Origin of the sequence: Bradyrhizobium sp. SZCCT0231, from assembly GCF_018130245.1 — a bacterium.
GTDB lineage: Bacteria > Pseudomonadota > Alphaproteobacteria > Rhizobiales > Xanthobacteraceae > Bradyrhizobium > Bradyrhizobium japonicum_F.
Map to the genome: position 1 here is coordinate 1 of NZ_JAFCKP010000033.1, position 13581 is coordinate 13581.

Consider the following 13581-nt stretch of genomic DNA (forward strand, 5'->3'; position numbering starts at 1 on the left):
GGCCTCAGCCAGGAAGAGGCGGTCGGCCTCGTCGTCAACGGCTTCGTCAAGGACGTGCTGCAGCAGCTGCCGATGGAGTTCGCGGTGGAAGCGCAGAAGCTGATCTCGATCTCGCTTGAAGGGAGCGTCGGATGATCGTCTTCGAACGCAACAGGCAAGGAGAAGTTTGATGACGGCGCTGCTCGACATCCGTGGGCTCAAGGCCGAGATCGACGGCCGCCAGATTCTCAACGGGCTCGACCTCACCGTGAACAGGGGTGAGATCCATGCGATCATGGGCCCGAACGGCGCCGGCAAGTCGACGCTGTCCTATGTGCTCTCGGGCAAGCCGGGCTACGAGATCACCGGCGGCGAGGTCTCCTTCAACGGCGAGGATCTGCTCGCCATGGACCCCGACGAGCGTGCCGCCAAGGGGCTGTTCCTGGCCTTTCAGTATCCCCTCGAAATCCCCGGTGTTGCCACGCTGACCTTCCTGCGGACGGCGCTGAATGCCCAGCGCAAGAAGCGCGGCGAGGAAGAATTGTCATCGCCCGACGTGCTGAAGCGGGTGCGCGAACTTGCAAAACAGCTCAGCATCGATCCTGAAATGCTGAAGCGGCCGCTCAATGTCGGCTTCTCCGGCGGCGAGAAGAAGCGCAACGAGACGCTCCAGATGGCGCTCCTGGAACCAAAACTATGCGTGCTGGACGAGACCGATTCCGGCCTCGACATCGACGCGCTGCGCATCGTCGCCGACGGCGTCAATCGCCTGCGCGCAGCCGACCGCGGCATGATCGTGATCACCCACTACCAGCGGCTGCTCGACTACATCGTGCCCGACGTCGTGCACGTGCTCTCGGCGGGTCGCATCGTCAAAACAGGCGGCAAGGAGCTCGCGCTGGAGCTGGAAGCAACGGGTTACGCACAATATCAGAGCGAGGCGGCGTGATCCCATGAATGCCGAGATCCGCCCCGTCAAGACCGCCGCCGAGATCGGATTCGCCGACCTGTTCGCGGCTGCGCGCGAGAGCCTGCCCGGTGGCGGCAACGTCAAAGCGGTCCGTTGCGATGCCTTCGATCGCTTTGCGGCACAGGGCCTGCCACATTCCCGCGTCGAAGCCTGGAAATATACCGACCTTCGGCGTATGGTTCGCGATGCCAAGCCGTTGGCGCCGAGGCCCGATACAGCTGCCAAGGCCGCCACGCGAAAGGCCGCAGCAGGCTTTGCGGGCCTCGACTTTCGCCGGCTCCTGATCGTCGACGGCGCCTTCGTTCCCGAATTGTCGGATCTTGCCGATCTCGAGCCCGGTGTCAGCATCCGCGCGACGGCCGATGCGCTCGGCTTGGACGACGCGCCTCTCTGGCTCGAGGCCGGCATGGCCGGCGACGATCCGGCCGCGGCACTCAACACGGCGTTCGCTGCCGACGGCGTGATCATCGCCGTCGATCCCAATGTCGTCGTGGCGCGGCCAATTCACCTGGCTTTTGTGACCACGGCCGATACACCTTCCGCGATGTTTACGCGATCGTCGCTGGCGCTCGGTGCCGGTGCCGCCATCACGCTGGTCGAGACGCATGAAGGGCCGGACCAGTCCGACTACCAGGTCAACGCTGCGCTCCGGATGAATGTCGGAGAGCGTGCGCGGCTCGACCATGTCAAGGTCACGTCCGAGGGATCGGCTGCGATGCATATTGCGACGCTGCTGGCCGAGATCGGCGCGAATGCGACTTATCGCGAATTCGGCTTCACGACCGGTGGCGCAGTCGTGCGCAACCAGCTCTTCCTGAAGCTGGCAGGAGAGGGGACCATCGCCAACGTGCACCAGGCGAGCCTCCTGGCCGGCCGCCAGCACGCTGACACGACGCTGACCGTCGATCATGCCGCTCCCGGCTCGCAGAGCCGGGAGGTGTTCAAGGCCGTGGTCGACGACGAGGCGCGAGCGGTGTTCCAGGGCAGGATCACGGTGCAGCCGGGCGCGCAACAGACCGATGCGAGGATGATGGCGCGGGCGCTGCTGCTGTCCGACGAGGCCGTCGCCAATTGCAAGCCGGAGCTCGAGATCTTCGCCGACGACGTGCAGTGCGGACACGGCACCACCACGGGCGCGCTGGATGACCAGTTGAAGTTCTACCTGATGGCGCGCGGCATTCCGGAAAAGGAAGCCGAAGCGCTGCTGATCCAGGCCTTCGTCGGCGAGGTGATCGACGCGCTGGCGCGCGACGATCTGCGTGAAGCATTGACGCAGACGATGCTCAATTGGCTCAGGGGGCGGGATTAGATCCATGCATCCGGCGGTCGCCAATGGAAGTTACGACGTCTGTCGCGTACGCGAGGACTTTCCGATCTTGTCGATGCAGGTCCACGGCAAGCCGCTGGTGTACCTGGACAATGCCGCCTCGGCCCAGAAGCCAAACGCGGTGCTCGATCGGCTGACAGCGGCTTACACTTCCGAGTACGCCAACGTGCATCGCGGCCTGCATTTCCTCGCCAATGCGGCGACGGAGGCCTACGAGGGCGCGCGCGACAGGATCGCCCGGTTTCTCAACGCGGAACGGCGCGAGGAGATCGTGTTCACCCGCGGCGCCACGGAGGCGATCAATCTGGTGGCGCAGACGTTCGGCCGTGAAAGAATCGGCGCGGGTGACGAGATCGTGCTCTCGATCATGGAGCACCACGCCAATATCGTGCCCTGGCATTTCCTGCGCGAGCGGCACGGCGCCGTGATCAGATGGGCGCCGGTCGACGACGACGGCAATTTCCTGATCGACGAGTTCGAGAAGTTGTTGAACGAGCGGACCCGGCTGGTCGCGATCACCCAGATGTCGAACGTGCTGGGCAGCGTCGTTCCGGTCAAGGAGGTCGTTCGCCTGGCCCATGCGCGCGGGATCCCCGTCCTGGTCGACGGCTCGCAAGCCGCTGTCCACATGGATATCGACGTTCGGGATATCGATTGCGACTTCTACGTCGTGACCGGACACAAGCTGTACGGTCCGACCGGCATCGGCGCGCTCTATGGGAAGTACGAGCACCTGGCGACCATGCCGCCCTTCAACGGCGGCGGTGAGATGATCCGCGAGGTCTCGCGTGATACCGTCACCTATGGTGAGCCGCCGCATCGTTTCGAGGCGGGAACCCCGCCGATCGTTCAGGCCATCGGCCTCGGTGCCGCGATCGACTATGTCCAATCGATCGGCAAGGAACGGATCCGCAGGCACGAGAACAGTCTGCTGGCCTACGCCCAGGAACGACTGCGCGGAATCAACTCGCTGCGGATCATCGGGACGGCCGCCGACAAGGGGCCGGTCGTGTCGTTCGAGATGAAGAATGCCCACGCCCACGACTTCGCTACGGTCATCGACCGCTCTGGCGTGGCGGTGCGCGCCGGCACCCATTGCGCGATGCCGCTGCTCGACCGCTTCGGCGTGACCGCGACATGCCGCGCCTCGTTCGCGCTCTACAACACCATGGAGGAGGTCGACGCGCTTGCCGAGGCCCTGACCAGGGCCCAGGAGCTGTTCTCATGAGCGATCAGATCGCCGCCAAACCGCGACCAGTGGCCCGCATCGTCTGCGATGCCCATCGGCGCCGGACGGTGCGGAACATGGAGCGGCGTTTCACCGGCGAGTTTGCGCCCGGCGAGCCGATCCGCGCCGCGGCGCTGATCAGGAACGACGGCATGTACCCGCATAAGGACATCGGTGAGCCGCTGGTGCACCCCGGAGACGCCGGCGTGGTGCGGGAGAGCTGGCGCTTTCTCGGCGAGGTCTACTACACGGTCGAGTTCGTGGCCCGCTCGGTCTTCGTTATCATGCGGGGCTGCGAGATGATGCGGATGGGGACCGCGTTCGACGTCGCCTGACAGGGGTCGGGTTTTAGACCGTCTCTGCCAGCGCAGCCGTCGCATCTGCCCGCATCCGTGCCACCATCGACCGGAAGCCGTTCGAGCGCTGCGGCGTCAGGTGCTGGCCGAGGCCGAGCCGCTCAAACAAGGCGAGGGGATCTTCGCCCGAGATCTCCGAGGCCGGCCGTCCCGACAATAATGCGATCAGGATCGCGACCAGGCCCCGGACAATGTGGGCATCACTGTCGCCGGCGAAGGTGAGGAACGCTCGCCCGTCACGGTGCTCGATGGCAGTCGCCAGCCAGACCTGGCTGGCGCAGCCCTGCACCTTGTTCGTGTCGGTGCGTTGCGCCTCCGGAAACGGCGTCAGCTTGCGGCCGAGCTCGATGACGTAGCGATAGCGGTCGTCCCACTCCTCGAGGAGCGAGAAGTTCTCGATGATGTCGTCGATCGGCATTGGCCGGGATTTCGTTTCAAGCTGCATGATCGCCTCGATGAATTGGTGGGACGCATCAAGCAAGCTCCATACCGCAGTGCGGATCGATGCTTCCGTGCAGGAAAATGCATATTCGTTGAGATCCGGCGACGGCGCGCATTGTTTTGTTTCGAACAGCCCTCCGTGCACGCACATGTCGACATGATGCGATGTCGGGTTTGCAACAATTGCGAACTCCGAGGCTATCTGTCTCCAATCGCTTCGTTTTTTCTCTTCGGCAAACGCTGGCACACTCGTTGCAAAAGTCCTTGTGCAAGGCGACCTCGCGGAAAGAGATCGCGAGAGCGGCGCGCCGGTTGAGGCGTCCAATCGTTCACACAGGGATAACCGAGGGATATTCGTATGAGCCTAGCAACCACCCAGAGCGTCGCCGAGATCAAGGCCCGCAACAAGCAACTGATCGACGAGGTCTTGAAGGTCTATCCGGAGAAGACCGCCAAGCGTCGCGCCAAGCACCTCAACGTGCACGAGGCCGGCAAGTCCGATTGCGGCGTCAAGTCGAACCTGAAATCCATTCCCGGCGTGATGACCATTCGCGGCTGCGCCTATGCCGGCTCCAAGGGCGTGGTTTGGGGCCCGATCAAGGACATGATCCACATCAGTCACGGCCCGGTCGGCTGCGGCCAGTATTCCTGGGCCGCCCGGCGCAACTACTACATCGGCACGACCGGCATCGACACCTTCGTCACGATGCAGTTCACCTCCGACTTCCAGGAGAAGGACATCGTGTTCGGCGGCGACAAGAAGCTCGCCAAGATCATCGACGAGATCCAGGAGCTGTTCCCGCTCAACCACGGCATCACCATCCAGTCGGAATGCCCGATCGGCCTGATCGGCGACGACATCGAGGCCGTCTCGAAGGTGAAGTCCAAGGAGTATGACGGCAAGACCATCGTTCCGGTGCGCTGCGAAGGTTTCCGCGGCGTCTCGCAATCGCTCGGCCACCACATCGCCAACGATGCGGTGCGCGACTGGATCTTCGACAAGATCTCCCCGGAGGCCAAGCCGGCGTTCGAATCCACGCCCTACGACGTCGCCATCATCGGCGACTACAACATCGGCGGCGACGCCTGGTCCTCGCGGATCCTGCTCGAGGAGATGGGCTTGCGCGTGATCGCGCAGTGGTCGGGTGACGGCAGCCTCGCCGAGCTGGAAGCGACGCCCAAGGCGAAGCTCAACGTCCTGCATTGCTATCGCTCGATGAATTACATCTCGCGCCACATGGAGGAGAAGTTCGGCATTCCCTGGTGCGAGTACAACTTCTTCGGCCCCTCCAAGATCGCGGAATCGCTGCGCAAGATCGCGAGCTTCTTCGACGACAAGATCAAGGAAGGCGCCGAGCGCGTCATCGCGAAGTACCAGCCGCTGATGGATGCGGTGATCGCGAAGTACCGTCCGCGCCTGGAAGGCAAGACGGTGATGCTGTTCGTCGGCGGCTTGCGTCCCCGCCACGTCATCGGCGCCTATGAGGACCTCGGCATGGAAGTCGTCGGTACCGGCTACGAGTTCGGCCATAACGACGACTACCAGCGCACCGCCCAGCACTACGTCAAGGACGGCACGCTGATCTATGACGACGTCACCGGCTACGAGTTCGAGCGCTTCGTCGAGAAGATCCAGCCCGATCTCGTCGGCTCGGGCATCAAGGAAAAGTACGTCTTCCAGAAGATGGGCGTTCCGTTCCGCCAGATGCATTCCTGGGATTATTCCGGTCCCTACCATGGCTATGACGGGTTCGCGATCTTCGCGCGCGACATGGACATGGCGATCAACTCGCCGATCTGGAAGAAGACCAGGGCACCCTGGAAGGATGCCCCGCGGCCGAGCCTGATGGCGGCGGAATAACAGCGAGCTCCGGCTCCTCCCGTTCGGGGAGGAGCCGGACAGGCGATCGAACACGAATCCAACGAGGATGCCACGATGACACAGAATGCCGAACACGTGCTCGATCACTTCGAGCTGTTCCGAGGTCCGGAATACCAGCAGATGCTGGCCAACAAGAAAGCCCTGTTCGAGAATCCGCAGGATCCGGCGGAGGTCGAGCGCATCCGCGAATGGGCCAAGACGCCCGAATATCGCGAGAAGAACTTTGCGCGCGAGGCGCTGACCGTGAACCCCGCCAAGGCCTGCCAGCCGCTCGGCGCGGTGTTCGTCGCGGTCGGCTTCGAGGGCACGCTGCCCTTCGTGCATGGCTCGCAGGGTTGCGTCGCCTATTACCGCAGCCATCTGTCGCGCCACTTCAAGGAGCCGAGCTCCTGCGTCTCCTCCTCGATGACGGAGGACGCGGCGGTGTTCGGCGGCCTCAACAACATGATCGACGGTCTCGCCAACACCTACAACATGTACAAGCCCAAGATGATCGCCGTCTCCACCACCTGCATGGCGGAGGTGATCGGTGACGACCTCAATGCCTTCATCAAGACGGCGAAGGAGAAGGGCTCCGTTCCCAACGAGTACGACGTTCCCTTCGCCCATACCCCTGCCTTCGTCGGCAGCCACGTGACCGGCTACGACAACGCGCTGAAAGGTATTCTTGAGCACTTCTGGGACGGCAAGGCCGGCACCGCGCCGAAGCTCGCGCGCAAGGAGAACGGCAAGGTCAACTTCATCGGCGGCTTCGACGGCTACACCGTCGGCAACATCCGCGAGATCAAGCGCATCTTCGAGCTGATGGGGATCGAATACACGATCCTCGCCGACAACAGCGACGTGTTCGATACCCCGACCGACGGCGAGTTCCGTATGTATGACGGCGGCACCACGCTGGAGGACGCCGCCAACGCGATCCACGCCAAGGCGACCATCTCGATGCAGCAATACTGCACCGAGAAGACGCTCCCCTTCATCGAGGGGCACGGCCACGAAGTCGCGGCCTTCAATCACCCGGTCGGCGTCAGTGCTACCGACGACTTCCTGATGACGCTCTCGCGCATCACCGGCAAGCCGATTGCGAAGGCGCTGGAGCAGGAGCGCGGCCGCCTGGTCGACGCCATGGCCGACTCCAGCGCTCATATCCACGGCAAGAAGTTCGCGATCTACGGCGATCCGGACCTCTGTTACGGACTTGCAGCCTTCCTGCTCGAGCTCGGCGCAGAGCCGACCCATGTGCTCTCCACCAACGGCAGCAAGGCCTGGGCCGAGAAGATGGAAGCGCTGTTCGCCAGCTCGCCCTTCGGCAAGAACTGCCATGCCTATCCCGGCAAGGATCTCTGGCACATGCGCTCGCTGCTGTTCACCGAGCCGGTCGATTTCCTGATCGGCAACACCTACGGCAAGTACCTGGAACGCGACACCGGCACGCCGCTGATCCGCATCGGCTTCCCGGTGTTCGATCGCCACCACCACCATCGCTATCCGGTGTGGGGCTATCAGGGTGGCATGAACGTTCTGGTGAAGATTCTCGACAAGATCTTCGACGAGATCGACAAGAACACCAACGTGCCCGCCAAGACCGACTACAGCTTCGACATCATTCGCTGACGTCGATGAGAGCTGCCACCGCCCGACCGGGCGGCGGCAGACGACCAGTCTAGCCAGAGCGATCGAGACTGCGGGGCAAAGGCGCTCGCGCAGCGGGTCCAAGAACGGGAGAGACGCATGAGCTCGCTGTCGGCCACCATCCAGGACGTCTTCAACGAGCCTGGTTGCGGCAAGAACGCCAACAAGACGGAGGCCGAGCGCAAGAAGGGCTGCACCAAGCAGTTGCAGCCGGGAGGGGCCGCCGGCGGCTGCGCCTTCGACGGCGCCAAGATTGCGCTGCAGCCGTTCACCGACGTCGCCCATCTCGTCCACGGCCCGATCGCCTGCGAGGGTAATTCCTGGGACAACCGCGGCAGCGCGTCGTCGGGCTCCGACCTCTGGCGCCGCAGCTTCACCACCGACATGAACGAGACCGATATCGTGTTCGGCGGCGAGAAGCGGCTCTACAAGGCGATCAAGGAAGTCATCGAGAAATACGATCCGCCGGCGATCTTCGTCTACCAGACTTGCGTGCCCGCCATGATCGGCGACGACATCAATGCGGTCTGCAAGGCCGCGGCCACGAAGTTCGGCAAGCCGGTCATCCCTGTCAATTCGCCCGGCTTCGTCGGGCCGAAGAACCTCGGCAACAAGCTGGCCGGCGAGGCGCTGCTGGAGCACGTCATCGGCACCGAGGAGCCGGATTACACCACGCCCTACGACATCAACATCATCGGCGAATACAACCTGTCCGGCGAGTTCTGGCAGGTCAAGCCGCTGCTCGACGAGCTCGGCATCCGCATCCTCTCCTGCATCTCCGGCGACGGCAAATATCGCGAGCTGGCGTATTCGCATCGCGCCAAGGCGGCGATGATGGTGTGCTCCAAGGCGATGATCAACGTCGCGCGCAAGATGGAGGAGCGCTACGGCATCCCGTACTTCGAGGGCTCGTTCTACGGCATCCAGGATTCCAGCGATTCCTTGCGCGAGATCGCGCGGCTGCTGATCGAGCGCGGCGCGCCGGCCGAGCTGATGGACCGCACCGAGGCGGTGATTGCGCGGGAGGAGACCAAGGCCTGGGCCGCGATCGAGCGTTTCAAGCCGCGCTTCAAGGACAAGAAAGTTCTGCTGATCACCGGCGGCGTGAAGTCGTGGTCCGTGGTCGCGGCGCTCCAGGAAGCGGGTCTCGAAATCGTCGGAACCTCCGTGAAGAAGTCCACCAAGGAGGACAAGGAGCGGATCAAGGAGCTGATGGGCCAGGACGCCCATATGATCGAGGACATGACACCGCGCGAAATGTACAAGATGCTGAAGGATGCGCGCGCCGACATCATGCTGTCGGGCGGCAAGTCGCAGTTCGTCGCGCTGAAGGCGGCGATGCCCTGGCTCGACATCAACCAGGAGCGCTGCCACGCCTATATGGGCTACATCGGCATGGTCAAGCTGATGGAGGAGATCGAGAAGGCGCTTTACAACCCGATGTGGGCGCAGCTTCGCCGTCCCGCGCCGTGGGACGAAGCGGGCATGAACTGGCAGGCCAAGGCAATTGCGCAAATGGATGCGCAGGCCGCCGAGATCGCCGCCGATCCGCTGCTTGCGGAGGCGACCCGTCGCGCCAAGAAGATCTGCCACTGCAAGACCGTCGATCTCGGCAGTATCGAGGATGCCATCGCCGCGCACGGCCTTTCCACCGTCAACGGAGTGAAGGAACATACCAGCGCCTCAAGCGGCTGCGGCGCCTGCAAGGGTCGGATCGAGGACATCCTCGTCGCCCAGCCGGGGCCGATCCTCCAGGCGGCGGAGTAGGGCGCAGCTGATGGCCATCGTCACCACTTCCAAGAAAGCCTGCTCGGTCAATCCGCTCAAGATGAGCCAGCCGATCGGCGGCTCCTTCGCCTTCATGGGCCTGCGCGGGGCGATGCCGCTGCTGCACGGCTCGCAAGGCTGCACCTCGTTCGGGCTGACGCTGTTCGTGCGGCATTTCAAGGAGGCCGTGCCGATGCAGACCACCGCGATGAGCGAGGTCGCGACCGTGCTCGGCGGCTATGAGAACGTCGAGCAGGCGATCCTCAACATCTACAATCGCACCAAGCCGGAGATCATCGGCATCAATTCGACCGGCGTCACCGAGACCAAGGGCGACGACGTCGAGGGGTTCATCCGCTTGATCCGGCAGAAGCATCCGCAGCTCGAAAAAGTCCCGCTGGTCTATGTCGCAACGCCCGACTTCAAGGATGCCTTCCAGGACGGCTGGGAGAAAACCGCCGCGCGCATGGTCGAGGTCCTGGTCGACCCGGTCGAGGCGGAGGCGGCGCGCGATCCGGCTCGCGTCAACGTCCTGCCAGGCTGTCACCTCACGCCCGGCGATCTCGACGAGCTGCGCACCATCATCGAGGATTTCGGCCTCAAGCCGTCCTTCCTGCCGGACCTTGCCGGCTCGCTCGACGGCCACATTCCGGACGAGTTCACGCCGACCACGATCGGCGGCATCGGCGTCGACGAGATCGCGACCATGGGGCAGGCGGCCTGGACCATCGCGATCGGCGCGCAGATGAGGCGCGCGGCGGAGGCCATGCAGCAGAAGACGGGCGTGCCGTTCCGCTTGTTCGAGCGGCTCTGCGGCCTCATCCCCAACGACGAGTTCATCGCCTTCCTCAGCGAGATCAGCGGCCGGCCGGTGCCGGCGAAGTATCGCCGTCAGCGCGGCCAGCTCGCGGATGCGATGCTGGATACGCATTTCCATATCGGCGGCCGCAAGCTTGCGATCGGCGCCGAGCCGGATCTGCTGTTCGACCTCTCCAGCATGCTGCACGAGATGGGCGCCGAGGTTGCCGCCGCGGTGACCACGACGGCTTCGCCCGTGCTGGAGCGCGTCAGGACGCAGGAGGTCCTGATCGGCGATCTCGAGGACCTCGAAGAGCTAGCCAAGGCGCGCGACTGCGATCTCCTCATCACCCACTCGCACGGCCGCCAGGCAGCCTCGCGCCTGAAGATCCCGTTTTATCGTGCGGGCTTCCCGATGTTCGATCGGCTTGGCGCCGGCCACCAGCTGTCGGTCGGCTACCGAGGGACGCGCGATCTGGTGTTCGATCTCGCCAATCTCGTCGTCGGGGACCGCGAGGCCAACCACCAGCCGACGCCCGAGACCTGGCGGACCACGGACAGCGGCCTGCAGGTCGTCCCGCCGCAACTGCACTGATGCAAGAAGAGGGACCAGATCGATGAAAGTCGCCTTTGCCACCCAGGACCTGAAGCGTGTCGATGCGCATTTCGGCTGGGCCAAGAACATCGCCATCTATGACGTCAATCCGGACGGCCATCGCTTCGTCGAGGCCATCCAGTTCGACGGCGACCTCAAGGAGGACGGCAACGAGGACAAGCTGGCGCCGAAGATCGAGGCGATCAAGGATTGCACGATCCTCTATGTCGCCGCGATCGGCGGCTCGGGCGCGGCGCGGGTCGTCGCCAACAACATCCATCCGATGAAGGTGACGCAGCCCGAGGCGATCGACGATCTCTGCGTCAAGCTCGAGGATGTGCTGAAGGGCTCGCCGCCGCCATGGCTGCGCAAGGTGCTGGCCAAGGGCCAGGAACGCAGCTTTGATTTCGAAGACTGAGGGAACCATCATGTCAGAGGCGGCTGAACTCGTTCAACCCGACACCGCGGCCGATGCGCCGTTCGTCAAGGAGCTCGTCAAGATCTGGCGGGCCCAGGACACCCATGGTGCCTGGGAGGGCAAGAAGGACCTCGATCTGCTCGAGCCCTATATCCTCGACAAGGAGAAGCGCCGCGCGCTGCCGATCGTCGGCGATCCCGATCCGGACACGATCTGGCGGATGGAGCTGTTCTTCAACGCTGTCGCGCTCTCGATCGAGAAGGAAACCGGCGTGATGATCTCGCCGATGCTGAAGATGCACCATGAAGGCTTCGGCCGCATGGTCCTGATCGGCGGGCGGCTCATCGTCGTCAACAAGCAGCTCCGCGACGTGCATCGCTTCGGCTTCGACAATCTCGGCAAGCTCGCGGCCGAAGGCGACAAATATGTCGCGGGTGGGGTCGAGATGATCCGCAAGTTTCCCGATGTGGCCAACTATTGAGGTTTGAGCATGAGCGATCTTGAAACCCTGAAGGCCGAGATCAAGAAGCTCTCGGCCAAGGCCACGCAGGCCAAGATGGACCTCCACGATCTCTCCGAGGAGCTTCCGATCAACTGGACCTCGATCCTGAGCGTGGCCCAGAAGGCCCACGACGCCTTCGCCGAGCTCGAGCGCAAGCGCGAGGATCTGAAGTCGCTGGAAAAGACCTGAGCCGGGGTCCCGACCATGTCCTACGCAACCCGCGACGGCCGCGACTGGAAGCCGGACTATCTGGTGTCGATCGATGCCCAGAAGTGCATCGGCTGCGGCCGTTGCTACAAGGTCTGCGGCCGCGAGGTCATGACGCTCAAGGGCATCAACGAGGACGGCGAGATGATCGACCTCGATGACGACGATGACGAGGTCGAGAAGAAGGTCATGGTGATGAACGACGACGGCGCCTGCATCGGCTGTGGCGCCTGCGCGCGGGTCTGTCCGACCAACTGCCAGACCCACGCTCCCGCGGCCGCCTGAGGCGTGCGGGACCGGCGATGAGCAAGACCCGGTTTGCCAGGTACAATATCGGCCAGGTGATCCGCCACCGGCTCTATGCGATGCGGGGCGTCATCTTCGACGTCGATACGTCGTTCGCCGGCACGGATGGCGAAGCCGTGGACGACGGGACGGCGACGGGCCTGGTCTACCGGCTGTTCGCCGAAGACGACGAAATCCCCTATGTGGCCTGTATTGCCGAGAATGACCTGGAGCCCGATGAGTCCGGCGAGCCGGTCAGTCATCCCGGGATCGGGGCGCTGTTCGATGTGGGCGAGGCAGGCGATTATCGCCGGCGCAGGCAGCTGATGAATTGATGCGTCACGAGTGGGCGCGGTCCGGTCTACTCGATGCCCTGTTCGCGCGCCTTCATCATCGCAGCAATGCGGAAACGTTCGTGGATGGCGATGGGATTGGCGAGCATGTCGGCTTCCGCCTGCCTGAACGCGGCGAGCACGATCTCCGCTTCCGTTTGCGTCAGGGGCACACGGCCGGCCATGTGGGTCGCCTCCGGCGCGGCAGCACGGATCGCGCGGCGATAGGGGTGATCCTTCACCTCGATCAGCTCGCTCGCTTCGAGCTTGCCGCCCAGCGTGATCGCAAGTCCAACGACCTCGAGCTTGCGGCCGTCCTGCGTGGTCTTCACCAGTATCGCCATCACGGCACCATCGGCATGGCGAAGCCGGGGCGGGGATGGGCGTCGTAATAGTCCGGGCGTTCCGGCCAGCCGCCCTCGACGATGAACTTGAACGCGGTGATCTTCACCGGCGCGCCTTGCGAGCAGGAGACTTCGCCGAACTTGATCTCGCGCGGGCCGGGCCCGGCGGAGAAGTCCGCCACGACGGTGCCGTCCGCCTTGCAGGCGCGGGCAAAGCCAGGCGTGCCGACGCTGCTTGCCGGCACCGGATTGGCCACGAAGACGGCGGCGGCGGCGTCGCCGCCGAAAGCCGGGCTCGCGAACTTGAATACTGCCAGAACGCCGCTGCGATCGACCGGGCGATCGGCGGTGATCGGGCGCGCGACCGAATAGACCGTCAACGTGCCACCATCGAGCAGCGCCTTGATCTCGTCTTCCGAGCAGGCGGTGAATTCGGACGCGACGTTCATGCCATTCTCCATGCCAAGGGGCCTGACTGAACAGCATCAATTTCCATGCCAGCTCGCGCGAGTGTCCCG

The 13581-nt window shown here is 63.9% G+C and carries 16 protein-coding genes; 13 read left to right on the top strand and 3 right to left on the bottom strand.

Annotation, left to right across the window (positions count from 1 at the left end):
- Positions 1-169 precede the first annotated feature (169 nt).
- The 4 genes from sufC to JQ566_RS34010 are packed head-to-tail and all read left to right on the top strand — an operon-like array spanning position 170 to position 3839.
- Positions 170-928: a Fe-S cluster assembly ATPase SufC gene (gene sufC, locus JQ566_RS33995; RefSeq protein ID WP_212380546.1), complete on the top strand. Its 759-nt coding sequence runs from the start codon at positions 170-172 to the stop codon at positions 926-928.
- A gap of 4 nt (positions 929-932) precedes the next feature.
- On the top strand, positions 933-2258 hold the full coding sequence (sufD, locus tag JQ566_RS34000; RefSeq protein ID WP_212380548.1) for a Fe-S cluster assembly protein SufD: 1326 nt from the start codon (positions 933-935) through the stop codon (positions 2256-2258).
- Positions 2259-2262: 4 nt separating this feature from the next.
- Entirely contained in the window at positions 2263-3504 is a 1242-nt protein-coding gene (locus JQ566_RS34005) for a cysteine desulfurase (RefSeq protein ID WP_212380550.1), read from the top strand.
- On the top strand, positions 3501-3839 hold the full coding sequence (locus tag JQ566_RS34010; RefSeq protein ID WP_212380552.1) for a nitrogen fixation protein NifZ: 339 nt from the start codon (positions 3501-3503) through the stop codon (positions 3837-3839). The genes JQ566_RS34005 and JQ566_RS34010 overlap by 4 nt, the downstream gene beginning before the upstream one ends.
- A 13-nt stretch (positions 3840-3852) precedes the next feature.
- On the opposite strand, the gene JQ566_RS34015 is transcribed toward JQ566_RS34010, so the two are convergent.
- Entirely contained in the window at positions 3853-4305 is a 453-nt protein-coding gene (locus tag JQ566_RS34015) for a SufE family protein (RefSeq protein ID WP_212380613.1), read from the bottom strand.
- 354 nt (positions 4306-4659) lie between these two features.
- Between JQ566_RS34015 and nifD the strand changes: the two genes are divergently transcribed.
- The 9 genes from nifD to hspQ all read left to right on the top strand — a co-directional run bounded on the left by nifD (position 4660) and on the right by hspQ (position 12722).
- Positions 4660-6162, top strand: a complete 1503-nt coding sequence (gene nifD, locus JQ566_RS34020) for a nitrogenase molybdenum-iron protein alpha chain (protein ID WP_212380554.1) — start codon at positions 4660-4662, stop codon at positions 6160-6162.
- Between the two features lie 75 nt (positions 6163-6237).
- On the top strand, positions 6238-7797 hold the full coding sequence (gene nifK, locus JQ566_RS34025) for a nitrogenase molybdenum-iron protein subunit beta (protein ID WP_212380556.1): 1560 nt from the start codon (positions 6238-6240) through the stop codon (positions 7795-7797).
- 117 nt (positions 7798-7914) lie between these two features.
- Positions 7915-9582 carry a nitrogenase iron-molybdenum cofactor biosynthesis protein NifE gene (gene nifE, locus JQ566_RS34030; RefSeq protein WP_212380558.1) on the top strand — a complete coding sequence of 556 codons (1668 nt, stop codon included), beginning with the start codon at positions 7915-7917 and terminating at the stop codon, positions 9580-9582.
- A gap of 10 nt (positions 9583-9592) precedes the next feature.
- Positions 9593-10975, top strand: coding sequence for a nitrogenase iron-molybdenum cofactor biosynthesis protein NifN (gene nifN / locus JQ566_RS34035; RefSeq protein WP_212380559.1), 1383 nt, complete (start codon positions 9593-9595; stop codon positions 10973-10975).
- A 22-nt stretch (positions 10976-10997) separates the two neighbouring features.
- Positions 10998-11393 carry a nitrogen fixation protein NifX gene (nifX, locus tag JQ566_RS34040; RefSeq protein ID WP_131870826.1) on the top strand — a complete coding sequence of 132 codons (396 nt, stop codon included), beginning with the start codon at positions 10998-11000 and terminating at the stop codon, positions 11391-11393.
- 10 nt (positions 11394-11403) lie between these two features.
- The gene (locus JQ566_RS34045; RefSeq protein WP_212380561.1) at positions 11404-11874 is read left to right on the top strand and encodes a NifX-associated nitrogen fixation protein; all 471 of its coding nucleotides are present in this window, start codon (positions 11404-11406) and stop codon (positions 11872-11874) included.
- Positions 11875-11883: 9 nt separating this feature from the next.
- Entirely contained in the window at positions 11884-12084 is a 201-nt protein-coding gene (locus JQ566_RS34050) for a CCE_0567 family metalloprotein (protein WP_212380563.1), read from the top strand.
- Positions 12085-12099: 15 nt separating this feature from the next.
- Complete coding sequence (gene fdxB, locus JQ566_RS34055) at positions 12100-12387, top strand: ferredoxin III, nif-specific (protein ID WP_188096640.1); 288 nt, start codon at positions 12100-12102, stop codon at positions 12385-12387.
- 17 nt (positions 12388-12404) lie between these two features.
- Positions 12405-12722, top strand: coding sequence for a heat shock protein HspQ (gene hspQ, locus JQ566_RS34060; RefSeq protein ID WP_212380565.1), 318 nt, complete (start codon positions 12405-12407; stop codon positions 12720-12722).
- Positions 12723-12748: 26 nt separating this feature from the next.
- On the opposite strand, the gene JQ566_RS34065 is transcribed toward hspQ, so the two are convergent.
- Positions 12749-13066, bottom strand: coding sequence for a hypothetical protein (locus tag JQ566_RS34065; protein ID WP_212380567.1), 318 nt, complete (start codon positions 13064-13066; stop codon positions 12749-12751).
- Complete coding sequence (locus JQ566_RS34070) at positions 13063-13512, bottom strand: hypothetical protein (protein WP_212380569.1); 450 nt, start codon at positions 13510-13512, stop codon at positions 13063-13065. The genes JQ566_RS34065 and JQ566_RS34070 overlap by 4 nt, the downstream gene beginning before the upstream one ends.
- Positions 13513-13581: the final 69 nt, after the last annotated feature.

What these genes read in the sequence shown, in the direction of transcription:
- sufC (WP_212380546.1), top strand. Translation starts at nt 170, where the DNA reads ATGACGGCGCTGCTCGACATCCGTGGGCTCAAGGCCGAGATCGACGGC.
- sufD (WP_212380548.1), top strand. Translation starts at nt 933, where the DNA reads ATGAATGCCGAGATCCGCCCCGTCAAGACCGCCGCCGAGATCGGATTC.
- JQ566_RS34005 (WP_212380550.1), top strand. Translation starts at nt 2,263, where the DNA reads ATGCATCCGGCGGTCGCCAATGGAAGTTACGACGTCTGTCGCGTACGC.
- JQ566_RS34010 (WP_212380552.1), top strand. Translation starts at nt 3,501, where the DNA reads ATGAGCGATCAGATCGCCGCCAAACCGCGACCAGTGGCCCGCATCGTC.
- JQ566_RS34015 (WP_212380613.1), bottom strand. Translation starts at nt 4,305, where the DNA reads ATGCAGCTTGAAACGAAATCCCGGCCAATGCCGATCGACGACATCATC.
- nifD (WP_212380554.1), top strand. Translation starts at nt 4,660, where the DNA reads ATGAGCCTAGCAACCACCCAGAGCGTCGCCGAGATCAAGGCCCGCAAC.
- nifK (WP_212380556.1), top strand. Translation starts at nt 6,238, where the DNA reads ATGACACAGAATGCCGAACACGTGCTCGATCACTTCGAGCTGTTCCGA.
- nifE (WP_212380558.1), top strand. Translation starts at nt 7,915, where the DNA reads ATGAGCTCGCTGTCGGCCACCATCCAGGACGTCTTCAACGAGCCTGGT.
- nifN (WP_212380559.1), top strand. Translation starts at nt 9,593, where the DNA reads ATGGCCATCGTCACCACTTCCAAGAAAGCCTGCTCGGTCAATCCGCTC.
- nifX (WP_131870826.1), top strand. Translation starts at nt 10,998, where the DNA reads ATGAAAGTCGCCTTTGCCACCCAGGACCTGAAGCGTGTCGATGCGCAT.
- JQ566_RS34045 (WP_212380561.1), top strand. Translation starts at nt 11,404, where the DNA reads ATGTCAGAGGCGGCTGAACTCGTTCAACCCGACACCGCGGCCGATGCG.
- JQ566_RS34050 (WP_212380563.1), top strand. Translation starts at nt 11,884, where the DNA reads ATGAGCGATCTTGAAACCCTGAAGGCCGAGATCAAGAAGCTCTCGGCC.
- fdxB (WP_188096640.1), top strand. Translation starts at nt 12,100, where the DNA reads ATGTCCTACGCAACCCGCGACGGCCGCGACTGGAAGCCGGACTATCTG.
- hspQ (WP_212380565.1), top strand. Translation starts at nt 12,405, where the DNA reads ATGAGCAAGACCCGGTTTGCCAGGTACAATATCGGCCAGGTGATCCGC.
- JQ566_RS34070 (WP_212380569.1), bottom strand. Translation starts at nt 13,512, where the DNA reads ATGAACGTCGCGTCCGAATTCACCGCCTGCTCGGAAGACGAGATCAAG.